The organism is Roseicyclus sediminis, assembly GCF_025515305.1.
Lineage (GTDB): Bacteria > Pseudomonadota > Alphaproteobacteria > Rhodobacterales > Rhodobacteraceae > Roseibacterium > Roseibacterium sediminis.
The window spans coordinates 137,616-162,994 of record NZ_JAOPHT010000002.1; the positions used below are offsets into that span (position 1 = coordinate 137,616).

The window sequence follows — 25,379 nt, forward strand, 5'->3', positions numbered from 1 at the left end:
ACCCCGCGTCAGGTCCGCGCCTTCTCGAAGGCGGCCCAGTGGGCGGTGAAGGTCTCGAAATCGACCTTCCCCGCACGCAGCGGCCCCAGGACCAGCGCCTCGCTGGCGGCCAGCCGGTCCAGCGCTGTGGCGAGGTGCGGCCAGACCTCGGGCGGGATGACCAGGGCGCCGTGGCGGTCGGCGTGGAGCAGATCGCCCTCGGACACCTGCAAGCCGAAAATCTCCACCGGCTCCCCGATCCGGCGGACATGGACGAAGCCGTGACTGGGGCCGATCCCGCCCGCGAGGACGGGAAAGTCGTCTGGCAGGTCGCCGAGGTCGCGCATCAGCCCGTTGGTCACCGCCCCCGAAAGGCCGAAGACGCCGCCATGGACGCGGGCGTGCACCTCGCCCCACCACGCGCCGAGCGCGGCCTCGCCATCGAGATCCTCGACCACGGCGACGCCGGGGCGCGGGCCCTCGGACATCGACCGGAAATAGGCGAGACGACGCGCGCGGAGCACATCGGCCGGGTCTTCCGGGGGCAGCCGCCCGGCGATATGCGCGGTGCGGGCGAAGCCGACGATGCGCGCCTCGGACGGGCCGGCCCAGTGCATCGTGGCACGGGTGAAACCGGAGAAGCCGCGCCGCCCCTGGGCAACCTCGATCGCGTTGCAGACGGTGGGCGTGTCGCAGGCCCGGAGCCGGGCCAGCAGCTCGGCGGGAAAATCGGTCATTCCGGCCTCCATGCCTCGGCCACGGCACGCGCGCAGGACGCGGGGTCTTCCACCAGCGCGTAGTGCCCCAGCCCCGTCAGCGGCACGACGCGGCCCCGGGCCGCCGCCTCGGCCGCTTCGCGGGCCAGGGCCAGGGGCGCCTGCACGTCGTCCGTTCCGGTCAGGATCGTCACGGGTATCGCGGCACGGGCGAGGGCGGGCAGGGCGCCCGGACGCTCCAGCGCGAGCCTGGTCTGGGCCTCGATGCATCCGGCGGTCTCGTCGGCCATGGCGAGAATGCGGGCCCGCGCGGCTTCGGGATCCGGCCCCGCGAGCGCGCCGAGGCGTGGCCCCAGCGCCGCTGCGCCGCCCAACCGCGCGACGTCGGCGGCAAGCGCGAGCCGCCCGTCGCGCTTGGCCGGATCGTCGGCGCGGGGCGTCAGTCCGAAGAACAGGCACTCGGCCGCCTCGATCCGGTCGGCCAGGTGCGCCGCGACGATGGCGCCGAGCGAGAAGCCGCAGATGATGGCGCGCGGGTCGCCGAGGGCCGTCAGCGGGCCGAGATAATCGCCGATCTCGGGATGGCGCAGGTCCACCGTGTGCCGGGCGCCGGGCGGCACGCCCAGCGCATCGAGAAACGGCCCGAAGACCGCGCCGGTGCACAGCGTGCCGGGCACGAGGACCCAGGGCCGCCCGTCGGCCGGATCAATAGCCATGGCCCGCCGTGGCCGGGGCCTTTTCGGCGGTTTCGTCCCGGTCCAGCAGGTCGCGCACGGCCCCCGAGATGCTGCGCGTCAGGTGGGCGAAATCGTTGCCGGGCGTGACCAGCGCATAGCCCTGTTCCAGACGCAGTGCCGCCTCCTTCGCATCGGCGCAGAAGATGCCGACCGGAACGCCCTTCGCCTGCGCACGTTCCAGCACGCGGGCCATGGCGATTTCGGATGCAGGCCGGGGAAAGCGCACGTGCCCCTCGATGGCGAAGGCCATGTCGTTCGGTCCGAGGTAGAGCAGGTCGATCCCCTCGACGTCGAGGATCTCGTCGATCCGCTCGACCGCCTGCGCCGTCTCGATCATCGGAATGGCCATGACCGTTTCGTTGGAATGGGCGACGTAGTCGGCGCCGCCATAGAGAAGGCCGCGCGACGGCCCGAAACTGCGGCTGCCATGGGGTGGGTACCTGCAGGCCGAGACCAGCGCCGCGGCTTCCTCGGGGGTCGATATCATGGGGCAGATGACGCCGTAGGCGCCCGCGTCCAGCAGATGCATGATCTGCGCGGGGTCGAGCGAGGGCACCCGCACCATCGGCACGGCCGGCGTGGCCGAGATCGCCTGCATCATGTGCAGCGCCTCGGAAAAGCCGAACATGCCGTGCTGCAGGTCGACCGTGACGGAATGCACGCCGGAATGCCCCACGCCCTCGGCCGAATAGCTCGACCCGATGGACAGCCAGGCGTTCACGACGCTCTCTCCGGCGGCGAGGCGGGATCTGACCAGGTTCGTCCGCATCATCCCGCCCGCCTGTACTGGGGCAGCAGCGCCGCCTTGGCCACGAAGCCGCCCGCGTCGAGGCCGAGACCGCCCGCCTGCGCCTCGGCCAGCACCTCGGCGGCGAAGACAGGGCGCTTGCGGTGGTCGCCCGAGACGACGACCAGCGCTTCGGCGGCCTCGTCGCCGAGCGCCGCGATGGAGCGCACGACACCGGCGGGGATCGAGTAGGTGTCCCAGGCGTCGAGGTCGACGGTCACGTCCGCGCCGTCGTTCAGGGTCAGCCGCATCCGCCCCTTGCGCAGGATGAGCACCATCTTCTCGGCGAGGGTGAAGGCGCTGACCCGGTGGCCCGGCGCGATGCGCAGCCATTCGACGGAGAAACCGTGCGGATTGGTGATCGGCGCGGCATGCTCCCGGTTCTGGGTCATTCCATGCCCGATGACCGGCGCCAGTTCCGCGCCACAGCCCGGCAGGTCGCGGTCGATGAACGCGGGGCGGAAATCGCGGTCGGCCTCGGTCACGATGCGGCGGCGCATTTCCTCGTGGCTGACGTCGCGCAACTCGGCCACCTCGGCCTCCGGCATCGGTGGAATGCAGGCGTCGGGCCCGGGCACCGGGTCGCCGCGCGAGGTGTCGATCAGCGTATTGTCCGACGAGATGTAGAGGCCGTAGTCCGCCGCCTCGCGGATGATGTCGGGATGGAAGATCACGCCACCCGTGTTGTCGCCGCCCAGCACCGTGAACAGCCAGCCATCATCCGGCCCGGTGTTGGTGAAGCCGCGGAAGATCCATGTCGGCACCGAGAGGATGTCGCCTTCGCGCCCCACGAATTCGTTTTCCCCGTTCGAGCCCCAGCGGAAGGTCCACTCGCCCTTCTGCACGATGAAGACCTCGGCGGTGAAGTGGATGTGCAGGTTGTTGGTGATCCCGTTCGGCATCGCCGCCGCGCCGATGTTGAAGCCATGCGCCTCGGGCAGGTTGATGACCTGTTCCGAGGACGAGGTCACGCCGGGGCCGATGATCGAGTAGTTCTCCTTGAGGTGCGACCCAGGTTTCTTGCAGTCGATGAAGGCGACCGTGCAGGAGACGTAGTCGGAGCGCTTGACCCTTCTGGCCTCGGCCTCGTGTTGGGAAAGCGTGGTCATGGGGTGGTTTCCCTTCAGCTTGGATCAGGCGGCGATGCGCTGACCGGTGGTCTTGTCGAACAGGTGGATGCGCGCGCCGGGGCGCGGCGCCAGCGCGCAGGCGGCGTCGATTTCGGCCTCGAACTCGGCGGGCCCGCGCGCGCAGATCGAGGTTGCCCCCTCCCGCAGCGTCACCAGCGTGGCCTCGCCCGTCAGTTCCAGCGCGTAGAGCTTGCCCCGGATCGGCGGCGCCTCGGCCGTGGTCAGTTCGAGATCCTCGGGGCGTATGCCCAGCACGACATCGCCACGTTCCGCCGCCGCGACGGGGATCGAGACGCCCGGCGCCTCGAAGCGGCCGCCGGTAATGTGCCCCTCGACAAGGTTCATCGAGGGCGAGCCGATGAAGCCCGCGACGAACAGGTCTGCCGGTTCGGAGTAGATCTTCTTCGGTGTGTCCAGCTGGACGATCCGCCCCTCGCGCATGACCGCGACGCGGCTGGCGAGTGTCATCGCCTCCATCTGGTCATGGGTGACGTAAACGGTGGTGACGCCCAGCTCATGGTGCAGGTGCTTCAGCTCGGCCCGCATGCTGACGCGCAGCTTGGCGTCGAGGTTGGACAGCGGCTCGTCCATCAGGAAGATCTTGGGCGTGCGCACGATGGCCCGCGCCAGCGCCACGCGCTGCCGCTGCCCGCCCGAGAGCTCCGATGGGCGGCGGTGGAGCAGGGCGCCGAGCTCGACCTTCTCGGCGGTCTCGCGCACCCGCGCCTCGCGCGCCTTGCGGTCCACCCCGCGCAGTTTCAGCGGGTATGCGATGTTCTGCTGCACCGTCATGTGCGGGTAGAGGCCGTAGTTCTGGAACACCATCGCGATGTCGCGGTCCTTGGGCGGCTTGTCGTTGACCCGCTCGCCACCGATCAGGATGTCGCCGGACGTGATCTCCTCCAGCCCCGCGATCATCCGCATGGTCGTGGTCTTGCCGCAGCCCGAGGGCCCGAGCAGCACGAGGAATTCTCCCTCCTCGATGGTGAGGCTCTGCTTCGGCAGGGCCAGGAATCCGCCATAGCGTTTCTCGACATCGACAAGCCGGACTTCGGCCATTTCCCCGCCCCCTATTTCACCGCGCCGGCCGTCATGCCGCGCGTGAAGTGTTTTTGTATAAGAAGTGCCATGATGAAGATCGGCACCGTGATCATCACGCCGGCCGCGCTCATCAGCTCCCACAGATCGCCGCGCTCGGTGCGGAAATTCACCAGACCCACGGGCAGGGTGACCGCATCGCGCCGCGTCAGGATCAGCGAGAAGAGAAACTCGTTCCACGTCAGGATGAAGCAGAAGATGGCCGAGGTCAGGATACCGGGTGCGGCCACCGGCAGGACGATGTCCCAGATCACCCTCAGCCGCGAGGCGCCGTCGATCATCGCGGCCTCCTCGCTGTCGGTGGGGATCGCGTCGATATAGCCCTTGATCATCCAGATCACGAAGGGCGTCACGATGGCGAGATTCACGATGATCAGCGCGATGCGCGTATCGAGCAGCCCCAGCTGGCGGAACATCAGGAAGAAGGGCAGCACGATCACCACCGCCGGGATGAACTGCGTCGACAGGACGAGAAAGAACAGGAACTTCCGCCCCCGGACCCGGAACCGCGAGAAGGAATAGGCCGCGAGCGACGCGCAGGGCACCGCGATCAGCACCGTGACCGAAGCCACGACGACCGAGTTCAGCACCATGTCACCAAGGTTCCACGGGTGCGAGAAGACCGTGACGAAGTTGTTGAAGGTCGGGGTGAAGTTCAGCGACAGCGAATAGGCGTCGCGCGGGCTTTTGAACGCGGTGAGGAACATCCACGCGATCGGGAACAGCACGATCACCGAGACGAGGACCAGAAGGGCGCGTTCCGCCCACCACAGCAGGATGCGTTTCATGCCGTTGCCATCTTTCTCTCGCTGAGCAGCATCCGGACGTACCAGATCGAGATCGTCATCATGATCGCAGTCAGGATCCAGGCCAGCGCCGAGGCATAGCCCATGTCGTACCACTCGAAGCCGACGTTGAAGATGAAGTAGGCCAGCGTTTCCGTGGAGGTGCCGGGCCCGCCGCCCGTCAGCGTCACGACCTGGTCGAACATCTTGAGGGCGAAGATCGTCTTGAGGATCGCCGTCACCAGCAGGACGCCCTTCATCTGCGGCAGGATGATGCCGAAGAAGATGCGGATGTTCGACGCGCCGTCGATGCGCGCGGCTTCCTCGGTCTCGCGCGGGATCGAGGCGAGGCCGCCGAGGCACATGAAGGTCATGTAGGGCGCCCAGTGCCAGACATCGGTCAGCACGAGGATCGCCATGGCCAGCTCGGGATCGGCAAGCCAGGCCGTGCCTTCGAGCCAGGGGAAGATCGCGGCGAGGCCGTTGGACAGGACCCCGAACTCGGGGTTGAACATGAAGCGGTAGCTTACCCCGATCAGGGCCGGGCTCATCGCGAAGGGCAGGATCAGGACGACCCGCGTGAAGGTGTGCATCCGTCCCTTGCGGCGCAGCAGGAGCGCCAGCGACATCGCGATCACCAGCGTCAGCGCGACGCTCGTCACCACGAAGATCGTCGTCACCCAGAGCGAGTTGAGGAAGTGCGATTCCGTGAAGGCATGGGCGAAGTTGTCGAAGCCCACCCAGCCCTCGGGCCGGCGCGACCGCGTGAGATCCCAGTCCCGGAAAGCGGTCGTCAGCGAATAGGCCAGCGGGTAGAAGGTGGTCGCCAGCACGATGACGAAGGCCGGCACCAGCAGGACATATTGCAAGGATCGGTCGCGCATGCGCCGGGTGCCTCCGCCGGAGGGGTGAAACGGGCAGGCCCTTTCGGGGCCCGCCCGCGCTCAGTCTACAGGGTTCAGCCGCGGATGCGGGCGATTTCCTCGGCTGCGGCATCGAGTGCGGCCTGGACGTCCGTCTGTTCGCCCGAGGCGAGGCTCGAGATCGTGGTCTCCAGCACCTCGACGATGCGCAGCCAGTCCTCGCCGAACTCAACGCCCTCTGCCGTTTCCAGTGCGTCGGCAGCCGCGGAATGAATGCCGCCCCACCGCGCGTTCACTTCCGGGTCGCGCATGTTCGACAGGTGCACCGCCACCAGCTCGTTCAGCTCGGGGTCGAGGAGCACGTCACGCTCCAGCTCGGGATCCGTCAGCCAGCCGAGATACTCGATCGCCGCGTCGGGGTTCTCCGAGCCTTCGGTCACGCCGAAGATCCAGGTGTTGGTGAAGGTCGTGCGCGCGGCCCCGCCCACCGTCGGCAGCGCGGCGAAGCCAAGCTGATCGTCGGTGATCGTCGACTGTTCGGGGTCGGTCAGCTGCGAGCGGACCCACCACCAGACCGGCAGCATCGCGGAATTGCCCTGCTTGAAGCTGTTGACGGCATCCTGCTCGACGAAGACGGCGGACCCTGCGGGGGCCACCTGATGCTCGATCAGCATGTCGATATAGGCCTGCGTCGCCGCGACCCCGGCCTCGGAGTTGAAGATCGGCGCGCCGGCATCGTCGAAGAGATCGCCGCCATTGCCCCAGAGCATGTTGATCCAGACCATCAGGTTCTGGCCGTTGAGCCGGCCATAGGGCAGGGCGATACCTGCCACATCGCTGTTGGCCTGCACCGCCGCGCTGACGGTCAGGACATCGTCCCAGGTCTGCGGCGGCTCGACGCCCGCGGCCTCGAGCAGATCGGTCCGATAGAACAGAAGCTGGACGTGACCGCGCACGGGCAGGCCGTAAAGCGCTCCGTCGATCATGCCGTGGCGCATGTGGGCCGCGGGGAAATCCGACAGGTCGGTGCCCTGGGCCGCGACGCCCTCGTCGATCGGCTGCAGCAGGTTGCGCAACGACACGACCCACTGGTCCATGATCGACACGACGTCATAGTCGCCGCCGCCCGCGATCATCTCGGCCGTCAGCGCCTCGCGCATGTTGGCGAAGGGCACGTAGTCGATGACGACGTCGATGCCGGTTGCCTCCTCGAATGCCCCCACGCGCGCTTCGTGCGCCTGGAACTGGCTCGAGGTCACCGCCAGTACGCGAACCGTTTCGCCCGCGTAGGGCATGCCTTCCGTCGGCTCCCACGCCACTGCCTGGCCTGCCGCCAGGACGGCCGTGATCGCCAGTCCGCTGGTCCAGAGTCTCATCCTATCCTCCCTGAATGGATTTTCCCATGGTTACGGCCCGCACCGATCATCGTCAATAAGATTATCAATAATAATATCGATGACATTTCCCGCGGCGAGTTGCTAGAGTGGGAGCGACCGCCCACCGGAGGACTGCATGTCGACTTCATTGGAAACCGACCTGGAAAACGACATCATTTTCGGGTTCTACGCGCCCGGCATGCGGATCACCGAGGACAGCGTGATGGAGCACTACGGCGTGAAGCGTCACGCCGTGCGCACCGCCTTCGCCCATCTCGAGGCGCGGGGTTTGCTGGTGCATCGGCCCAACCGCGGGGTCGAGGTGGTGGAGTTCACGCCCGACGAGGTCGACGCGCTCTATGACGTGCGGATCGTGCTGGAAAGCGCGGCGGCCGAGCGGACGCCGCTGCCCGTCGCGCCCGAGATCATCCGAAACCTCGAGGATATCGCGACCCGCCACGCCGAAGCCGTGGAACGCGAGGATTTCCGCGAGGTCTTCTGGCTGAACCAGGAATTCCACGAGCTGCAGTTCTCGTGCTGCGACAACCCGCGGCTGGCGGGCCTGATCGCCACGCATGCCCGCATGGCCCAGCCGATCCGGGTGGTGAAATACGACGACAGATCCCACATGGCGACGGTCGTCGCGCAGCACCGGGCGATCATCGACGCGATGCGGGGCGACGATCAGTACGCTTACGTGAAGGCCACGCGGGAGCACCTTCCGGCATCGGCCGAGGCGTACCGGAACCTTCACGCGCGCCGCTTCGGCGGCCTGCGTGCGGCGGGATGAGCGCAGGACGCGCGCGGTCGGGCGGCGCCTGCGGGCACGGCCTGACGGCGACGGGGCAAGGTCGTGCAATAGCTGCGCCGGCCTGCCGCGACCGGAGGCCGGAGACGCGCGATACGCGCTTGCGTCCGGGGTGGCGCTCGTCACCTTGTGCATCCGGGCGAAGCCGCCCAAGGATGGATGACAGCACCGCACCCGCCCCCCGGGGACGGCCGGTGCCCCGGCGATCGAAGTGAGGGACATGGGCGATTTCGCGGTTCAGGTGATCGGGCTGGGCTCGATGGGATTCGGCATGGCGCAATCCTGCCTCAGGGCCGGATTGGCGACATGCGGCGCGGACATGAATCCCGAGGCCGAGGCGCGGTTCGCCGCGCTCGGAGGGCAGGCGGGGTTTGCGTCCTCGGGCGCGGACAAGATCGATGCAGTTGTGGTCGTTGTGCTCAACGCCGCGCAGCTCGAGGCGGTTCTTTTCGGCCCCGAAGGCATCGTTCCGCGACTGCGCGAGGGGGCCGTCGTCATCGCTTGTCCCACGGTTGCGCCCTCGGTCGCACGGGACCTGGCGGGGCGCTGTGGAGCTTACGGGGTGCATTACCTCGACGCGCCGATATCGGGCGGCGCTGCGAAGGCCGCCGAAGGGGCGTTGTCGATCATGGCCGCGGGCCCAGCCGAAGCCTTCGCCGCCGCGCGCCCCGTTCTGGACGCGACCGCCGCGAAGGTCTTCGACCTGGGGCCCGAGCCCGGGGCGGGATCGGCGATGAAGGCGGTCAACCAGCTGCTGGCGGGCGTCCATATCGCCGTGATGGGCGAGGCGATGGCCTTCGGCATGACGCAGGGCGTGAGCCCGGCGGCCTTCCTCGAGGTCATCAGCCAGTGCGCCGGCACCTCCTGGATGCTGGAGAACCGCGCACCCCACGTGATCGACGGCGATTACACGCCGCGCAGCCAGATCAACATCTGGCCGAAGGACCTGGGCATCGTGCTGGACATCGCCAGGGAGGCCGGGTTCAGTGCGCCCATCACCGCCACGGCGTTGCAGCAATACATGGTCGCGGTCGGCATGGGCCTGGGCGCCGAGGACGATGCCGCGATCACCAAGGTCTATGCGCGCAACGCCGGGATCGAGCTGCCCGGCGGGGACGATTGAGCGAGGGGGCGGCGATGCGGGTTCTCATCATCGGGGCGGCCGGAATGATCGGCGCCAAGCTGGCGCGACGGCTGGCGGAAGACCGGCAGATCGCGGGACGGCCGATCACGGCACTGGAGCTGGCCGACCTCGGTCTGCCGGTCGCACCGCCGGGCGACCTGCCGTGCCGATGCCGCGCGCTCGACATCACCGCCGAGGGGGCGGCGGAAGACCTCGTATCGAACCGCCCCGACGTGATCTTCCACCTCGCGGCCATGGTTTCGGGCGCGGCCGAACGGGATTTCGAGGGCGGCTACCGGGTGAACGTCGACGCCAGCCGCGCGCTGTTCGAGGCGATCCGCCGGGCCCACGAGGCCGAGGGCTATGCGCCGCGGCTGGTCTTCGCCTCGTCGCTCGCGGTCTACGGCGCCCCGCTTCCCGATCCCGTGCCCGACGACCAGATCCGCACGCCCCGCAGCAGCTACGGCACCCAGAAGGCGATCGTCGAGCTGTTGCTCGACGACTACTCGCGGCGTGGCTTCTTCGACGGGATCGGCCTGCGCCTGCCGACGATCGTGATCCGTCCGGGCGCGCCGAACGCGGCGGCCTCGGGGTTCTTCTCGGGCATCCTGCGCGAACCGCTCGCGGGACTGCCGAGCACTCTGCCGGTCAGCCGCGAGGTCAAGCACTGGCTCGCCAGCCCGCGCGCGGCCGTCGGCTTCCTCGTGCGGGCCGCGGGCCTCGACACGGCGCAGCTCGGCCCACGGCGCACGATGACCATGCCGGGGGTGGCAACCACCGTGGGCGGTCAGATCGAGGCGCTCGGGCGTGTGGCGGGCGCCGAGGCCGTGGCCCTGATCGAGGAGGTGCCGGACCCCCAGATCGCCGCCATGATCGGAAGCTGGCCGCGCGCTTTTTCGCCCGACCGCGCGACCGCCCTCGGCTTCGAGGCGGAGGGGTCGGTGGACGAGCTGATCGCCGTCTACCTCGAAGACGATGCGCCGGGCTGGACGGCACGATGAGCACGCTTCTGGGATGCATCGCCGACGATTTCACGGGCGCGACGGACCTCGCCGGCCTGCTGGCCCGCAGCGGTTATCCGGTAAGCCTCAGGATCGGCGTGCCCGATGCGCCGCCGGCCGAAACCGCGCCCTTCGAGGTGATCGCGCTCAAGTGCCGGACGGCGCCCGTGGCGGAGGCCGTGGCCGAATGCCGGGCCGCATGGCGGTGGTTGCAGGCGGCGGGCGCGCGGCAAGCCTTCTGGAAATACTGCTCCACGTTCGATTCGACGGCCGAGGGCAATATCGGCCCGGTGGCCGAGGCGCTGATGCAGGACCTCGGCGCGCTGCAGACGATCTATTGCCCGGCCTTCCCCGAGAACGGGCGGTCGATCTACATGGGGCATCTCTTCGTCGGACGTCAGCCGCTGCACGAAAGTCCGATGAAGGATCATCCGCTCACGCCGATGCGCGACAGCAGCCTTCTGCGCCTTCTGGAGCCGCAGGTGACGCGGCCCGTGGGCCTTGTCGACCGGCTGACGGTGGCGCGCGGGGCAGACGCCGTGCGCGAGGCGATGGAAGCGCTCGCGCGGGAGGGCGTCGCGCATGTGGTGACCGATGCGGTGGCCGACGCCGACCTTCGCGTGATCGCCGAGGCCTGCCGCGACATGCCGCTGCTGACCGGGGGCAGCGCGGTCGCCAGTCCGCTGCCGGACCTTCTGGCCGCACGGGCGGGCCTGTCCCGGGCCCCGGCCGGCGCCCGCCGCGACCGAATCGAGCCGCCGGCCATCGTGCTCTCGGGCAGTTGCTCCGCGATGACGCGGGCGCAGGTGGCAGCCTACGCGCCCCACGCGCCCCATCACAGGCTGGACCCCGTCAATCTCGCGGCGCACGGGCCGGGCGAGGCGCTCGACTGGCTGTCGCGGGTACCGCTTTCCGACACACCCCTGATCTACGCGACGGCGGACCCCGACGCCGTCGCCGCGGCGCAGGCGAAGCTGGGCGTCGCCGCGGCCGGGCAGCTTGTCGAGGACGCGCTGGCCGAGCTGGCCATCGCCGCGCGGGAGGCCGGGCGCCGGCGCTTCGTCGTCGCGGGCGGCGAGACCTCGGGCTCGGTGACACGGGCGCTTGGCGTGACGCGCCTCGACATCGGGGCCGAGATCGCGCCGGGCGTGCCCTGGACCTATGCCGAGAGCGGTGGTGCCGCAATCGCCCTGACCCTCAAGTCCGGCAATTTCGGCGGGCCCGGCTTCTTCGCCGAGGCGCTGGCGAAACTGGAGGCAGAATGAGCGACACGGCGCTGCGCGAACAGATCTGCGTCCTTGCGAAGTCGATGTTCGACCGCGGTCTGACCGGGGGCAGCACCGGCAACATCTCGGCCCGGACCGCCGATGGCGGCCTGCTCGTCTCTCCCACGGGCACGAGCTTCGGCAGGCTCGATCCCGCGCGGCTGAGTTGTTTCGACGCGACGGGGCGGCTGATCGGGGGCGACCCGCCGACCAAGGAGATGCCGCTGCACGCGGCCTTCTACGAGACGCGCGGCACGGCCGGTGCGGTCGTGCATCTTCATTCCTGCCATTCCGTCGCCCTGTCGATGATGCCCGACGCGGATCCCGACAACTTCCTGCCGCCGCTCACGCCCTACGCCATCATGAAGCTGGGCAAGGTGAAGCTTCTGCCGTTCTTCCTGCCCGGCGACCCGGCCATGGGCGAGGCGGTGCGGGGGCTCGCAGGCAAACGGTCGGCCGTGATGCTGGCCAATCATGGGCCGGTGGTGGCGGGCAAGAACGTGGAGGCGGCCTGCAACGCCATCGAGGAGCTCGAGGATACCGCGCGCCTTGCGCTTCTGACCCGGGGCATGGGCGCACGCGGCCTGACTGAGGCGCAGGTGCGCGACGTCGTGACGACCTTTGACGTGGAGTGGGATGATTGAGGTTTTCTGCCAACCTGGGATTTCTCTGGACTGACCGCCCCCTTCCCGACGCGATCCGCGCGGCCGGCGCCGCGGGCTTCGACGCGGTGGAACTGCACTGGCCTTACGACGTGCCGGCGGCCGATGTGGCGGCCGCGCTTCGGGAAACCGGGCTGCCCTGCCTCGGCCTCAACACCAGGCGCGGCGATGTCGCGGGCGGGGAAAACGGCCTCGCCGCGCTGTCCGGCCGCGAGGCGGAGGCGCGGGCGGCCATCGACGAGGCGCTGGCCTACGGGGCCGAGATCGGGGCCGGGATGGTCCACGTGATGGCGGGCTTCGCCGAAGGGCCCGAGGCGCACGCCACCTTCATCGCAAATCTCGCCTATGCCTGCGACCGCGCCGTGCTGCGCGGCATGGGCATCCTGATCGAGCCGCTCAACCGATACGACGCGCGGGGCTATTTCCTCAGGACCACCGGACAGGCCACGGCGATCATGGACGAGGTCGGGCATGACGCCCTGAGGCTCATGTTCGACTGCTACCACGTGCAGCTGATGGAGGGGGATCTGACCCATCGCTTGCGGGATCTCTTGCCGAGGATCGGTCACATCCAGTTCGCCTCCGTGCCCGACCGCGGTGCGCCCGACCATGGCGAGGTCGATTTCAATTACCTCTTCAGGGTGATCGAGAGGCTTGGCTACGACCGCCCGCTTGGCGCCGAATACAAGCCCGGCGGCGACACGGATGCCACGCTGGCCTGGCTGCGCGCGTATCGGGAGAGCGGCGCGGGGCCGGCCGCGTAGCTCGCGGATCGGGTGGCGGCCAGGCCCCCGCCTGTCCCGAATGAGCCTCGGCGGTCATGGATACGGAGGCGCTCTCCGGATGCCCTTGTGCTCGCCGAAGGCGGTGGAACCTTCATTACCGATGGCGAGAATTGCTGTTTTATCAATTGTTTACATGGGGCCGCGAAAGTCCCGACGATCGTTCGTTCCGGGTTCGTTTCCCGCAGCGGGACGGCAGCATGTCGACGGGCTGCTGCCTAGGGGCTGCAAGCTTCGTGAACCGGTGAGAACCGCATGCTGATGCGTCGCCCTCCAGGGTGGTTCATCCGCGCTTGTCCTGCTGCGATGGCCGCGACGGGAAGTTACTCTGTGACGTCACCCCTCCCGAGTGTGCCCAGTTTGGCCCAGAGCCGTATGCGACCCGCTTGCCGCGCCTGCTCATCGGAGTCATGGCCGCAGTCCTCGCAGCATCGTTCCTGTTCGCGCTCTTCGCCGGTGAAGTCTTTTCCAGGCTTCGCTCGAAACGAACCTCGATCGCCGCGTCGGGACACGTGGTTCCACGTTTCCGCGATTTGCCTGTCCTTGCACGGGGCAGGCTGGCGACGCTGGGCTCGAATGCATATGATGTGCGGAGCCGCACCGTTGACCGTTGGCGGCCCCGAGGAGATCGCTGAATGCCATTGAACGCAGCCACCCGTGCCGCGCGTCTGTCCGTTGCGCCGATGATGGACTGGACCGACCGTCACTGCCGGGTCTTCCACCGGCTGATGTCGCGGCATGCGCTGCTCTACACCGAGATGGTCACGGCGCCCGCCATCGTGCGGGGTGATCACGCGCGGCTGCTCGCGTTCGACCCGTCCGAGCACCCCGTCGCGGTGCAGCTTGGCGGTTCGGACCCGGACGAACTGGCCGAGGCCGCCCGGATCGCCGCCGACTATGGCTATGACGAGATCAACCTCAACGTGGGATGCCCCTCCGACAGGGTGCAGTCGGGCTGTTTCGGCGCCGTCCTGATGGAACGTCCGGGCCTTGTCGCCGAATGTGTCGCGGCCATGATCGCGGCAAGCCCCGTGGAGGTCACGGTGAAATGCCGGATCGGCGTGGACGACCAGGTCCCCGAGGAGGTGCTGCCGGCTTTCCTGCGCACCGTTTCCGAGGCCGGTGTCACGCGTTTCGCGATCCATGCCCGGAAGGCCTGGCTGCAGGGGCTGAGCCCGAAGGAGAACCGGGACGTTCCGCCGCTCGATTACCCGCTCGTCCATGCGATGAAGCGGGAGTTCCCGCATCTGCACCTGTCCATCAACGGCGGGATCGGCAGCCTGCAGGAGGCGCGCGCGCATCTCGAGGCCGGACTGGACGGGGTGATGATCGGGCGCGCCGCCTATCACACGCCCTACGACATTCTGGCCCGGGCCGATGCGGAGGTGTTCGGCGCCGACGCGCCCGTGCCCTCGGCCGAGGAGGTCGCGCTTGCCATGTTGCCCCACATCGAGGAGCACCTGGCGCACGGCGGCAGGCTTGCGCAGGTGACGCGGCACATGCTGGGCCTGTTCGCGGGCCGCCCCGGCGCACGCGGATGGAAGCGCGTCCTGTCGGAGGGCGCGCATCGCGACGGCGCGGGGCCCGCGCTTGTCGAACGCGCGCTTTCGGAAGTGACGGCGCGCGCGGCCTGAGGGCGCATCCTGGGGCTTTCCCTCGCCTCGGGCCTGGGCTAGGCGGACGGCGACGGACTGCGCGCGGGGGATCATGCCGGACATCGCCGAAGTGTTGCCCATGCTGGGCCTCGTCCTCTTGGTCGGGGCCTTCGCGGGGCTGATCGCGGGCCTTCTGGGCGTGGGCGGCGGCATCTTCCTGGTGCCGACATTCTATTTCGTGTTCGAGCGGCTGGGCTACACCACGCCAGATCTCATGCAGATCTGCCTTGCCACATCGCTTGCCACGATCGCCGTGACCTCGGTCAGGTCGCTTCTCGCGCATAACCGGCGCGGCGCGGTCGATTGGAGCATTCTCAAGGGCTGGGGGCCCGGCATCGCCATTGGCGCGGGGCTGGGCGTCGTTGCGGCCTCCGGGCTGCGCAACGAGGTGCTGATGACGATCTTCGGGATCCTCGGCATCACCGTGGGCCTCTACCTCGCCTTCGGACGCGAGGGATGGCGGCTGGGATCGACGATGCCGCGCGGTCTCGCCCGTGCCGCCGTGTCACCCGTGATCGGCTTTCTCTCGGTCCTCATGGGGATCGGCGGCGGAAGCTTCGGCGTGCCCCTGATGACGCTCTACTCGGTGCCGATCCACCGGGCGGTGGCGACGGCGGCGGGCTTCGGCCTGCTCATCGCCGTGCCCGGCGTCATCGGCTTCCTGCTGGTGCCGGGGCAGGGGCCGGCGCGGCCGCCCTTCACGCTCGGGCAGATCAACCTCGTGGCTTTCGCGGCGGTCGTCCTCATGACCTTCATCACCGCCCCGATCGGCGCGCGCCTGGCCCATGCGACCAATCCCAGGCCGCTTCGGCTGATCTTCGCGGCCTTCGTCGGGGTCATGGCGATCAACATGCTGCGGAAGGCGGCGGGCTGGTGAGCTGGCTCGCGCGTGGCTGGGAGGTCTTCGCGCCCGATGCCCTCGTCCTGCGCTGGCTCGACAGCGCAAAACCCGCCGCCCTCGCGGCAAGCCGCGACCCCGATGCGCGCGCCCGGTGGCTGCGCCATGGCGGCACGTGGTTCGTGGGCGTGGATGTCCTTCCGAACGGCCCTGATGGCGCGGTCGCGGGCGGCTGTCCCCTTGGCGGCGCGGCGCAGCAGGCCGCGTTCGCGGTGACGGGGCCGCTGCCGCTTCACCGGGGCCAGGTGTCGGTCACATGGCCGGGCTACCCGGCACGCGACCCCGACGAAAGCGAGGCCGCCCACCGCTACCGGCGCGAGCGCGACGCCGCGCATCTCGACGGTCTTCTGCCTGTCGGATCAGGGAAACGGCGCTTTCTCAAGGAGATGCACGCCTTCATTCTCGGAATCGCAGTGACCGAAGCGGAGGCGGAAGCCGCGCCGCTGGTGGTCTGGGAGGGAAGCCATGCGCTGATCCGCGCGGCCTTCGCGGAGGCGTTGAGAGGGCATCCGCCCGAGGACTGGTCGGACATCGACCTGACGGACGTCTACCAGGCCACGCGGCGTGAGGTCTTCGCGCGGTGTCCCCGCGTGTGCCTTCCCCTGCGACCCGGAGAGGCGGTTCTCCTGCACCGGCACATGATCCACGGCGTCGCGCCCTGGGCGGACGGCGCGCGGGCCGAGGCGGACGGTCGCGCAATCGTCTACTTCAGGCCGGAAGTCGCCCGGCCAACGGACTGGCTCGATCTGTATTGAAATCAGAAGGTTCGGGCGTAATGCTCAGGTAATCCGGCGCTTCAGCCTGGCGTCGCGTCCGCCACGGCGCACGGCGATCTTCGCGCGGCGTTCCGGCAGTTCTTCCATTATTGCGCGGCGTTCCTCGCGCGTCATGCGGCCCCAGGTCGTGATCTCGTCGATCGAGCGGAGGCACCCGGTGCAAAGCCGCGCCTCGGGATGGACCACGCAGATCTTGACGCAAGGGCTCTCGATCTCTTCGCGCTTCCAGATCTCGTCGCTCATCGTGCCGCCCCGATATGCGCCAGCCGGTCCAGCGCTCCTTGCAGGATATAGCCCGCCGCGACCGCGTCGATCACCTCCGCGCGACGTTTTCGGGACGTATCCGCCTCCAGCAGTGCCCTTTCTGCCGCAACCGTGCTCAGTCTCTCGTCCCAGAACGCGATGGGCAACCCCGCGAAGGCAGGAAGGCGGGCCAGGTTCCGGGCGAAAGCGCGGGTCGACTGGGCGCGCGGCCCCTCGCTTCCGTCCATGTTGCGCGGCAGGCCGAGGACGATCCCGCCCAGTTCGCGTTCTTCAACGATCACCGCGAGCTGTTCGGCGTCCTTGGTGAACTTGTCGCGCCTGAGCGTCACGAGCGGCGTCGCGACGGACAGAAGCCGGTCCGAGACCGCGACGCCGATGGTCTTCGTCCCGAGGTCGAGGCCTGCAATCCCGCGCGCCCGCGGCAGCGCGGCTGCGAATTCGGCCATGTCCTCGCAGATCACTGCGCGGCACCGGGAAGGCGCGCGCCTGCCTCTTCGATCAGCGCCAGCGCGTCCGGCGCATCGGCGAAGACGGTCAGCGCCTCTTCGTAGATCGCCTGCGCCGCGTCGGCCTGTCCCAGGACGCCATAGGCGGTGATGAGACGCGCCCAGTCCTCGGGCGGCCCTCCTTCTGTCGCAAGCCGGTCGGCCAGTCCCGCGACCATGCCCTCGACCATCGCGGCGCGGTCCTCCGGCGCCATTTCCTGCGCCGCCTCGACATCCGCGGCGCTCGGCCCGCGCGGCGCGGAGGGCTGCGGCAGGTCGGCCAGTGTGACGCGATGGCCGGCGAGGACCGCGACCTCCTCGATCTGCAGACGGATCGGTTCGAGCCAGGGCGCGTCGGGCGTGCTTTCGGCCATCAGGTTGCGCCAGATCGGGAAGGCCAGGTCGGGCCGGCCCTGCTGCGCGTACATGAGGCCCGCATAGTAGCGCGCGGTGCCGTTGCGCGGCTCCAGCGCGAGGCCCTCGGTCAGCGCCGCCTCGGCCTCGGGGCTGACATAGCCGCCGGCGGACAGGATCATCATTTCCGCGAGGTCGATATAGTGATTGCCGGTCGCCTCCTCGCCGAGGATCTCGATCAGTCGCTGCTGAGCCAGCCGGGCCGCCCGGAAATTGCCGAGCGCCGCCTCGTTCGAGGCCAGAAGCGCCATGCCCTCGGGATCGTTGGGACGGTTCTCCATGATCGTGCGCAGTTCCGCCACCAGCGCCTCGCGTTCGGGCTGATCGGGAATGGCCGGGCGCATCGTCACCTCGGCTTCGGCCTGCTCCTGCGGCGGCCGGTTGGCGCGCGCCTCCTCCACCAGCGAGATGCGGGTCTGCAGCGGCACGTCGGGATAACCCGGCTGCCCGATGCGCATGTAGACGAAGACCGTTCCGGCCAGCACCGCGACAAGCCCGGCGGTCACGATCCAGCGGTCGGCGCCCGCCCGGCGGGCCTGCGTGGCCTCGGCGATCTGCAGGGCCCGGTCGGCCTCGAGGATACGCCGCGACACCTCGGTTCGGGCGCGGGCGGCCTCGCCCTCGGTAAGGATGCCGCGCTCCAGGTCGCGGTCCACTTCCTTCAGCTGGTCGCGGTAGACCTGAAGGTCATAGGCCGCCGCCGGCACGGCTTCGCGCCGGGGCCGCAGAAAGGCCATGAGAATCAGGAAGGCCACGAAAAGCGAGATTGCGCCCGCCGCGATCCAGAACCCCATCTTCCACCTCGTGCTCCACCACTTCGTCGACGCTATGTAGGGGACGCGGGCGGCCGTTGAAACCGGGCAAAGCCGCGCGGGGGTCCGGAGGCCTGCGGCGTCTTGTGGCGGCGTCGCAAATTGGCGAAGAGGTGTCGGCCCTGTACGCCTGCGCAGACGCCTCCTGCGACAAACGGAGGCCACAGAACAGGAGGCTGCCCATGCGCCGCTATTCCGCATTCGCCATCGCCCGCGAGGCCGCGCGCCACCATCTCGGCTGGGAACGTGCCTGGGCCTCGCCGACCCCGAAGGCGTCCTATGACGTCGTGATCGTCGGCGCGGGCGGACACGGCCTCGCGACCGCCTACTACCTGGGCCGGAATCACGGCATCCGGAACGTCGCGGTGATCGAGAAGGGCTGGCTCGGCGGCGGCAATACCGGCCGCAACACGACGATCATCCGCTCGAACTACCTGCAGGACCCCTCCGCCGCGATCTACGAGAAGGCCCGCAGCCTCTACGAGACGCTGAGCCAGGACCTCAACTACAACGTCATGTTCTCGCCCCGCGGCGTCATGATGCTCGCTCAGACCGAGCACGAGATCCGCGGCTACCAGCGCACCGCGCATGCCAACGCGCTGCAGGGCGTGGCGACCGAGTTCATCGGCCCCTCGAAGGTGCGGGAGCTTTGCCCGATCATCAACATCAGGGGGCCGCGCTACCCGGTGCTGGGCGCGCTCTGGCAGCCCCGCGGCGGCACCGCGCGCCACGACGCGGTGGCCTGGGGCTACGCGCGGGCCTGTTCCGACATGGGCATGGACATCATCCAGCAGACCGAGGTGACCGGCGTGCGCCGCGAGGGGGGCAGGGTCGTCGGCGTCGACACGACGAGGGGCCATATCGGCTGCGGCAAGCTCGGCATCGTCGTCGCGGGGCATTCGGGCGTGATGGCCGAGCGCGCGGGCTTCCGCCTTCCGATCGAGAGCGTCGCGCTCCAGGCGCTGGTCTCCGAGCCGATCAAGCCGGTCATGGACGTGGTCGTCATGGCCAATACCGTGCATGGCTACATGAGCCAGTCCGACAAGGGCGAGATGGTCATCGGCGGCGGCGCGGACGGCTACAACAACTACACCCAGCGCGGGTCCTTCCATCACGTCGAGGAAACCGTCCGCGCGCTGGTCGAGACCTTCCCGATCATCTCACGTCTCAAGATGCTGCGCTGGTGGGGCGGGATCGTCGACATGACGGGCGACCGTTCGCCGATCATCTCGAAGACGCCGGTCGAGGGGGTCTTCGTCAACTGCGGCTGGGGCACGGGCGGCTTCAAGGCGATCCCCGGCTCGGGCTGGGCGATGGCGGAGCTCATGGCCAAGGGGCATTCCCCGCTCGCCGCCGAGTTCTCGCTCGACCGTTTCCGCGAAGGCAAGTTCATCGACGAGAGCGTCGCGGCGGGGGTGGCGCATTGACCATGCCGGATCCGCGCCAGCTTCATCTTTCGAAAAATACGCTCGGGGGGTCCGGGGGGCGGAAAGCCCCCCGGCGTCCTACAAGAACGGAGCGGTCGACATGCTGACCCTGACCTGCCCCTATTGCGGCGTTGCCGCCTGCGAGACGGAACTCAGCCCCGGCGGCGAGGCGCATCTCAAGCGCTTCGGTCCCGGCTCCTCGGATGACGATTTCGAGGCCTATCTCTTCCTGCGCCCGAACGTGAAGGGCGTTCATTTCGAGCGCTGGCGCCACGCGATGGGCTGCGGCAAGTGGTTCCTCGCCGCCCGCGACACCGCCACGCTCGAGGTCTTCGGCACCTATTCCGCCCAGACCACCGAACCGCCGCCCGGGATCGTCGAGGCGATCCGCGCGAAACGACCCGACTGGAGCCCGACATGAGCACGCGTCTCTCCGAAGGCGGCCGCCTGATCGACCGCAGCCGCAAGATCGCGTTCCGTTTCGACGGCAAGCGCCTCACCGGCCATCCGGGCGACACGCTGGCCTCGGCGCTGATGGCCAACGGCCAGCGGATCGTCGGGCGATCGTTCAAGTATCATCGCCCGCGCGGCGTGGTGGCCTCCGGCGCGGAGGAACCCAACGCGCTCGTCAACCTCGGCGAGGGGGGGCGGCACGAGCCCAACCAGCGCGCCACGACGACCGAGCTCTTCGAAGGTCTGGCCGCCACGTCGCAGAACCGCTGGCCGAGCCTCGATTTCGACATCGGCGAAGTCAACGCGCTCATCCCGCGCTTCCTGCCGGCGGGCTTCTACTACAAGACCTTCATCCACCCGCGGCCCTTCTGGAAGCACGTCTTCGAGCCGTTCATCCGGCATTCCGCGGGTCTCGGCCGGGCGCCCGACCCCAGGACGACCGATCCCGACCGCTACGAGCATTTCTACGTCCATACGGACCTCGTCATCGCCGGCGGCGGCATCGCCGGGCTTCAGGCCGCACTCGAGGCGGGCCGCGCCGGGGCGAAGGTGCTCCTGTGCGAGCAGACCGCCCATTGGGGCGGCCGCGCGCCGGTCGATGGCGTCGAGATCGACGGCGCCCCGGCGGAGGCTTGGATCGCCGCCGCCCTGGCCGAGCTGGAAGGCATGGAGAACGTCCACCTTCGCCTTCGCACCATGGTCGCCGGCGTCTACGACCACGGCTATGTCATCGCCTACGAGCGTGTCGCCGATCACGTCGCCGCGCCCGATGCCCCGCGCCACCGGCTCTGGCGGATCCGGGCGGCGCAGGTCGTCTCGGCCACCGGCGCCTTCGAGCGGCCGCTGAGCTTTCCCGGCAACGACAAGCCGGGCGTGATGCTGGCCAGCGCGATGCGCGATTACCTGGTCAACTGGGGCGTCAGTCCGGGCGACCGCACCGTGGTCGTGACCAACAACGACGATGCCTATCGCACCGCCATCGCCATCCGGAAGGCCGGGCTCGACGTACCCTGCATCGTCGATGCGCGGGACACGGCGGACGGGCCCCTGCCGCAGGAGGCGCGCGCGCTCGGCATCCCGGTGAAGACCGGCATGGCCATCGCCAACGTCAAGGGCCTGCGCGGGGTCGTCGCAGTCCAGCTCTGCCGCCAGGCGGGCGAGGGCGCGGTGATCGAGGACGTGATCTGCGAGGCCGTCGCCATGTCGGGCGGCTGGTCGCCCGTCGTGCACCTCTGGTCCCACTGCGGCGGCAAGCTCGCGTGGGACGCGGGCGGCGCCTTCTTCCGCCCCGACCATGAGAAGCCCCCGACCTCCCATGACGGCGAGGGGTTCGTCGTCTGTGCCGGCGCGGCCGACGGCGCGCTCCATGCCTCGGAGGTCCTGGGCAATGCCGGGGCCGCCACGGGCCGCGCGCTGGCGAGGCTGGGCCTGTCGGCTCCGGGCCGCGTCGCGACGGCCTCCGCCCCGGACGAGGCGGCGCTGTCGCCGGTCTGGATGATGCCGCAGGGCGCAGGCCCGAAGAAGCGCGCGAAGATGTGGCTCGATTTCCAGAACGACGTGAAGGTGTCGGACGTGCAGCTCGCCGCGCGCGAGGGTTACGAAAGCGTGGAGCATACCAAGCGCTACACCACGCTCGGCATGGCGACCGACCAGGGCAAACTGAGCAATATCAACGGTCTCGCGGTCCTTGCGGACGCGCTCGGCGCGCCGATCCCGCAGGTCGGCACCACGACCTTCCGCCCGCCCTTCACGCCCATCTCCATGGGCGCGATCGCGGGCGAGGCGCGGGGTGCGGTGTTCCAGCCGATCCGGCGCACGCCGATCCAGGATTGGCACGAGCGGAACGGCGCGGCATGGGAGCCCGTGGGCCACTGGCGGCGCCCCTACTGTTTCCCGCGCGACGGTGAGACGAAGCGCGACGCGGTCAACCGCGAGATCCTGGCGACGCGGACCTCCGTGGGCCTTCTCGACGCCTCGACGCTGGGCAAGATCCTCGTGAAGGGCGCCGACGCGGGCCGCTTCATGGACATGCTCTACACGAACATGATGAGCACGCTGAAACCGGGGCGTTGCCGCTACGGGCTGATGTGCTCCGAGAACGGTTTCCTCATGGATGACGGCGTGGTGGCGCGGCTCGACGACGAGACCTTCCTCGTCCACACCACCACGGGAGGGGCGGATCGCATCCATGCCCACATGGAGGACTGGCTGCAGTGCGAGTGGTGGGACTGGAAGGTCTATACCGCCAACGTGACCGAGCAATGGGCGCAGGTCGCCGTGGTCGGCCCGAACGCGCGCAAGGTGCTGGAGAAGCTCGGCGGCGACATCGACCTGTCGAAGGAGGCGCTGCCATTCATGGCCTGGGCCGAGGGCCGGATCGGCGGCTTTGACGCGCGCGTCTTCCGCATCTCGTTCTCGGGCGAGCTGTCGTTCGAGGTCGCCGTCCCGGCCAGCCAGGGCCGCGCCTTCTGGGATGCGCTTCTGGATGCGGGGGCGGAATTCGGCATCACCCCCTACGGCACCGAGGCGCTGCACGTGATGCGCGCCGAGAAGGGCTTCATCATGATCGGGGACGAGACCGACGGGACGGTGATCCCGCAGGACCTGGGCCTCGACTGGGCGATCTCGAAGAAGAAGGACGACTACCTCGGCAAGCGCGCGCAGGAACGGGCGCACATGACCGACCCCGCGCGTTGGAAGCTCGTGGGGCTGGAGACGCTGGACGGCTCGGTCCTGCCGGACGGGGCCTACGCCATCGCCGAGGGGGTGAACGACAACGCACAGCGCAACACCCAAGGCCGCGTCACCTCGACCTACTGGTCGCCGACGCTGGAGAAGGGCATCGCCATGGGGCTCGTCCTCAACGGACCCGACCGGATGGGCGAGGTGCTGGAATTCAACACCACCAGGAAAGCCGCCCGCGGCGAGGACGCGCCGACCGTGAAGGCGCGGATCGTCAGCCCGGTGTTCTACGACGCGCAAGGGGAAAAGCAGGATGTCTGATCTGGCAAGAAGCGCGCTGCCCGGCGCCGAGGCCGGTGGTATCGTCTCCGTGCGCGAGATGGGGCTTCAGGGCATGGTGACGCTGCGCGCCGACCTGTCCGTGGCTGCGAAGGCGCTGAAAAAGGTGACCGGCGCGGCGATGCCGGAGGTTCGGGGCATGACGGAAGGCGAGGGGACCCGCGTCGCCTGGATGTCGCCCGACGAACTGCTGATCCTGTGCGATCACTCCGCCGCGGGAGAGATGGCGCGCGGGCTCACCGAGGCGCTCAAGGGACAGCATCACCTCGCCGTCGATGTCTCCGACGCCCGCGCGATGTTCTCGCTGACCGGCGAGGCCGGGGCGCTGCGCGACGTGCTGGCCAAGGTCACGCCCGCCGATCTCGCCGCGTTGGCCCCGGGAGAGATGCGCCGCACCCGCCTGCAGCAGGTGGCCGCAGCGCTCTGGTTCGAAAGCGGGACGGAGGCGCGCGTCGTCTGCTTCCGCTCCGTGGCGCAGTATGTCTTCGACCTGCTGGCGTTGTCGGCCAAGGACGGCGGGGCGGTCGGCTACCACTGACCCTCGCAAAGGGGGAAGCACCGGTCTAGTGCGCGTTCAGCCCGGAAGCGTGAACCGTTCGACGCCCGCCCGCTCGAGCCACGCGTCCCGCTCCGGGTCTGCCAGGAAGGACAGGAAGTCCCGGGCTTCGGGCCGGTCCGCAGACCTGCTCGACAGGAACATCGACATCTCGATGTCGGTCTCCGTCTCCGGCGGACAGATCGCCGCCGGCAAGACGCCAGCCGTGGTCCGCACGACGGTGAGAGGTGCCGCAGCCATCTGGCAGACCCCCTCGGCCACTGCGCGGATCGGCTCGCCCGCGCCCATGGGGCGCAGCCTGTCCTCGATCTGCGCGCGCACGCCCAGCCTGTCGGCCAGGTCCCGGAACACGCTGCCGCTGGTGCCCGTGCCGGTATAGGCGATGCTGTCCGCGCGGAGCAGTAGCGCCGCGATGTCTTCGGCCGAGGTGGCGCAGGCGCCCGCCACGGACCCTTCCGCAACCGCGAAGGCAAGCGGAACGCGCCCGAAGGCCCGGTGGCTGTCTCCGTCGGCATGGCCCGAGGCCACGAGGTCGGCCACGTACCAGGGATTGGTGATGGCCACGTCGAAATGCGCGCCGTTCAGGATCCGTTCGGGAACCTCGGGGTTCAGGACGATCTCGGTCTCGACCTGCTGGCCCGACGCGCGTCGATAATCGGCGATCAGCGCCGGAAGGAGCCCGTTCAGCGCGACCGGGCCAAGAAGTGCAACCGTCATGGGTGATCTCGGTCCGCGTTGTTCGCCTTGAAGTAAAGCATAGCAGGTCCGCGCGGGCGGGCTATATCGGATTTCTGGGCCATGTCGCGCTCCGCCGGGTTGACGTCACCCCGCCCGGACCTCCATCTGTGCCGCAACGAAAACCGCAAACGAGGGGGGCCCAAATGGCTTTCGAACTTCCCGATCTTCCCTATGCCCACGACGCGCTGGCCGGTCTCGGCATGTCGAAGGAGACGCTGGAGTATCACCACGACCTGCATCACAAAGCCTATGTCGACAACGGCAACAAGCTGATCGCGGGAACCGAGTGGGAAGGCAAGTCGCTCGAGGAGATCATCACCGGCACCTACCAGGCCGGGGCGGTGGCGCAGAACGGCATCTTCAACAATGCCTCGCAGCATTGGAACCACAACCAGTTCTGGGAAATGATGGGTCCCGGAGAGGGCGGCATGCCCGGTGAGCTGGAAGCCGCCATCGTCGACAGCTTCGGCTCGGTCGACGAGTTCAAGTCGCAGTTCTCGGCCGCAGGCGCCGGACAGTTCGGCTCGGGCTGGTGCTGGCTGGTGAAGGACACCGACGGCGGCCTCAAGGTCACCAAGACGGAAAACGGCGTGAACCCGCTTTGCTTCGGGCAGACCGCGCTTCTGGGCTGCGACGTGTGGGAGCATTCCTACTACATCGACTTCCGCAACAAGCGCCCCGCCTACCTGTCGAACTTCCTCGACAAGCTGGTGAACTGGGAAAACGTCGCCGCACGGCTCGCCTCGGCCTGAGCGGGACCCGATCCGA

The 25,379-nt window shown here is 69.0% G+C and carries 26 protein-coding genes; 14 read left to right on the forward strand and 12 right to left on the reverse strand.

The genetic code is table 11. The annotated features are described in order from the left end of the window. Positions 1 to 8: 8 nt before the first annotated feature. The 8 genes from N8I71_RS03160 to N8I71_RS03195 all read right to left on the reverse strand — a co-directional run bounded on the left by N8I71_RS03160 (position 9) and on the right by N8I71_RS03195 (position 7,471). Positions 9 to 716, reverse strand: coding sequence for an RraA family protein (locus N8I71_RS03160; protein WP_262876476.1), 708 nt, complete (start codon positions 714 to 716; stop codon positions 9 to 11). Further along, positions 713 to 1,411 carry an alpha/beta fold hydrolase gene (locus N8I71_RS03165; RefSeq protein WP_262876477.1) on the reverse strand — a complete coding sequence of 233 codons (699 nt, stop codon included), beginning with the start codon at positions 1,409 to 1,411 and terminating at the stop codon, positions 713 to 715. Before N8I71_RS03165 ends, N8I71_RS03160 begins: the two co-directional genes overlap by 4 nt. Then, positions 1,401 to 2,204 carry an HpcH/HpaI aldolase family protein gene (locus tag N8I71_RS03170; RefSeq protein ID WP_262876478.1) on the reverse strand — a complete coding sequence of 268 codons (804 nt, stop codon included), beginning with the start codon at positions 2,202 to 2,204 and terminating at the stop codon, positions 1,401 to 1,403. Before N8I71_RS03170 ends, N8I71_RS03165 begins: the two co-directional genes overlap by 11 nt. Continuing rightward, complete coding sequence (locus N8I71_RS03175; RefSeq protein WP_262876479.1) at positions 2,201 to 3,328, reverse strand: cupin domain-containing protein; 1,128 nt, start codon at positions 3,326 to 3,328, stop codon at positions 2,201 to 2,203. Before N8I71_RS03175 ends, N8I71_RS03170 begins: the two co-directional genes overlap by 4 nt. Before the next feature lie 24 nt (positions 3,329 to 3,352). Beyond that, positions 3,353 to 4,408, reverse strand: a complete 1,056-nt coding sequence (locus N8I71_RS03180; RefSeq protein WP_262876480.1) for an ABC transporter ATP-binding protein — start codon at positions 4,406 to 4,408, stop codon at positions 3,353 to 3,355. An 11-nt stretch (positions 4,409 to 4,419) separates the two neighbouring features. Next, entirely contained in the window at positions 4,420 to 5,235 is an 816-nt protein-coding gene (locus N8I71_RS03185; protein WP_262876481.1) for a carbohydrate ABC transporter permease, read from the reverse strand. Beyond that, positions 5,232 to 6,116 (reverse strand): carbohydrate ABC transporter permease, encoded by an 885-nt coding sequence (locus N8I71_RS03190; RefSeq protein ID WP_262876482.1) that lies wholly within the window; start codon positions 6,114 to 6,116, stop codon positions 5,232 to 5,234. Before N8I71_RS03190 ends, N8I71_RS03185 begins: the two co-directional genes overlap by 4 nt. A gap of 74 nt (positions 6,117 to 6,190) precedes the next feature. Next, positions 6,191 to 7,471, reverse strand: a complete 1,281-nt coding sequence (locus N8I71_RS03195) for an ABC transporter substrate-binding protein (protein ID WP_262876483.1) — start codon at positions 7,469 to 7,471, stop codon at positions 6,191 to 6,193. Positions 7,472 to 7,607: 136 nt separating this feature from the next. Between N8I71_RS03195 and N8I71_RS03200 the strand changes: the two genes are divergently transcribed. From N8I71_RS03200 to N8I71_RS03240, 9 genes are all read left to right on the forward strand, one after another. Next, positions 7,608 to 8,261, forward strand: coding sequence for a GntR family transcriptional regulator (locus N8I71_RS03200; protein WP_262876484.1), 654 nt, complete (start codon positions 7,608 to 7,610; stop codon positions 8,259 to 8,261). Between the two features lie 238 nt (positions 8,262 to 8,499). Beyond that, positions 8,500 to 9,402 (forward strand): L-threonate dehydrogenase, encoded by a 903-nt coding sequence (ltnD, locus tag N8I71_RS03205; protein ID WP_262876485.1) that lies wholly within the window; start codon positions 8,500 to 8,502, stop codon positions 9,400 to 9,402. Between the two features lie 14 nt (positions 9,403 to 9,416). Continuing rightward, positions 9,417 to 10,403 (forward strand): D-erythronate dehydrogenase, encoded by a 987-nt coding sequence (gene denD / locus N8I71_RS03210; RefSeq protein WP_262876486.1) that lies wholly within the window; start codon positions 9,417 to 9,419, stop codon positions 10,401 to 10,403. Further along, positions 10,400 to 11,668, forward strand: coding sequence for a 3-oxo-tetronate kinase (gene otnK / locus N8I71_RS03215; protein WP_262876487.1), 1,269 nt, complete (start codon positions 10,400 to 10,402; stop codon positions 11,666 to 11,668). The genes denD and otnK overlap by 4 nt, the downstream gene beginning before the upstream one ends. Further along, positions 11,665 to 12,312, forward strand: a complete 648-nt coding sequence (gene otnC / locus N8I71_RS03220) for a 3-oxo-tetronate 4-phosphate decarboxylase (protein ID WP_262876488.1) — start codon at positions 11,665 to 11,667, stop codon at positions 12,310 to 12,312. Before otnK ends, otnC begins: the two co-directional genes overlap by 4 nt. After that, complete coding sequence (locus N8I71_RS03225; protein ID WP_262876489.1) at positions 12,309 to 13,094, forward strand: hydroxypyruvate isomerase family protein; 786 nt, start codon at positions 12,309 to 12,311, stop codon at positions 13,092 to 13,094. The genes otnC and N8I71_RS03225 overlap by 4 nt, the downstream gene beginning before the upstream one ends. Positions 13,095 to 13,747: 653 nt before the next feature. Then, on the forward strand, positions 13,748 to 14,746 hold the full coding sequence (gene dusA / locus N8I71_RS03230; RefSeq protein WP_262876490.1) for a tRNA dihydrouridine(20/20a) synthase DusA: 999 nt from the start codon (positions 13,748 to 13,750) through the stop codon (positions 14,744 to 14,746). Positions 14,747 to 14,819: 73 nt separating this feature from the next. Continuing rightward, positions 14,820 to 15,644 (forward strand): sulfite exporter TauE/SafE family protein, encoded by an 825-nt coding sequence (locus tag N8I71_RS03235; RefSeq protein WP_262876491.1) that lies wholly within the window; start codon positions 14,820 to 14,822, stop codon positions 15,642 to 15,644. Further along, on the forward strand, positions 15,641 to 16,420 hold the full coding sequence (locus N8I71_RS03240) for a hypothetical protein (protein WP_316249120.1): 780 nt from the start codon (positions 15,641 to 15,643) through the stop codon (positions 16,418 to 16,420). Before N8I71_RS03235 ends, N8I71_RS03240 begins: the two co-directional genes overlap by 4 nt. 24 nt (positions 16,421 to 16,444) lie before the next feature. Here the strand turns inward: N8I71_RS03240 and N8I71_RS03245 are convergent, their stop codons facing one another. The 3 genes from N8I71_RS03245 to ccmI are packed head-to-tail and all read right to left on the reverse strand — an operon-like array spanning position 16,445 to position 18,398. Then, positions 16,445 to 16,684: a DUF1289 domain-containing protein gene (locus tag N8I71_RS03245; protein ID WP_262876492.1), complete on the reverse strand. Its 240-nt coding sequence runs from the start codon at positions 16,682 to 16,684 to the stop codon at positions 16,445 to 16,447. Continuing rightward, positions 16,681 to 17,166, reverse strand: coding sequence for a Holliday junction resolvase RuvX (ruvX, locus tag N8I71_RS03250; RefSeq protein WP_262876493.1), 486 nt, complete (start codon positions 17,164 to 17,166; stop codon positions 16,681 to 16,683). The genes N8I71_RS03245 and ruvX overlap by 4 nt, the downstream gene beginning before the upstream one ends. Beyond that, positions 17,163 to 18,398: a c-type cytochrome biogenesis protein CcmI gene (ccmI, locus tag N8I71_RS03255; RefSeq protein WP_262876494.1), complete on the reverse strand. Its 1,236-nt coding sequence runs from the start codon at positions 18,396 to 18,398 to the stop codon at positions 17,163 to 17,165. The genes ruvX and ccmI overlap by 4 nt, the downstream gene beginning before the upstream one ends. A gap of 200 nt (positions 18,399 to 18,598) precedes the next feature. Between ccmI and N8I71_RS03260 the strand changes: the two genes are divergently transcribed. The 4 genes from N8I71_RS03260 to N8I71_RS03275 all read left to right on the forward strand — a co-directional run bounded on the left by N8I71_RS03260 (position 18,599) and on the right by N8I71_RS03275 (position 23,855). Continuing rightward, positions 18,599 to 19,843 carry a sarcosine oxidase subunit beta family protein gene (locus tag N8I71_RS03260; RefSeq protein ID WP_262876495.1) on the forward strand — a complete coding sequence of 415 codons (1,245 nt, stop codon included), beginning with the start codon at positions 18,599 to 18,601 and terminating at the stop codon, positions 19,841 to 19,843. Positions 19,844 to 19,943: 100 nt separating this feature from the next. Next, a complete protein-coding gene (locus tag N8I71_RS03265; RefSeq protein WP_262876496.1) occupies positions 19,944 to 20,264 on the forward strand; it encodes a sarcosine oxidase subunit delta in 321 nt (106 codons plus the stop codon). Then, positions 20,261 to 23,299, forward strand: coding sequence for a sarcosine oxidase subunit alpha family protein (locus tag N8I71_RS03270; protein WP_262876497.1), 3,039 nt, complete (start codon positions 20,261 to 20,263; stop codon positions 23,297 to 23,299). The genes N8I71_RS03265 and N8I71_RS03270 overlap by 4 nt, the downstream gene beginning before the upstream one ends. After that, positions 23,292 to 23,855: a sarcosine oxidase subunit gamma gene (locus N8I71_RS03275; protein WP_262876498.1), complete on the forward strand. Its 564-nt coding sequence runs from the start codon at positions 23,292 to 23,294 to the stop codon at positions 23,853 to 23,855. Before N8I71_RS03270 ends, N8I71_RS03275 begins: the two co-directional genes overlap by 8 nt. A gap of 36 nt (positions 23,856 to 23,891) precedes the next feature. Here the strand turns inward: N8I71_RS03275 and N8I71_RS03280 are convergent, their stop codons facing one another. After that, positions 23,892 to 24,590 (reverse strand): substrate-binding domain-containing protein, encoded by a 699-nt coding sequence (locus N8I71_RS03280; protein WP_262876499.1) that lies wholly within the window; start codon positions 24,588 to 24,590, stop codon positions 23,892 to 23,894. A 164-nt stretch (positions 24,591 to 24,754) separates the two neighbouring features. Here N8I71_RS03280 and N8I71_RS03285 point away from each other — a divergent pair, with 164 nt between their 5' ends. Beyond that, positions 24,755 to 25,363 carry a superoxide dismutase gene (locus tag N8I71_RS03285; RefSeq protein ID WP_262876500.1) on the forward strand — a complete coding sequence of 203 codons (609 nt, stop codon included), beginning with the start codon at positions 24,755 to 24,757 and terminating at the stop codon, positions 25,361 to 25,363. Positions 25,364 to 25,379: the final 16 nt, after the last annotated feature.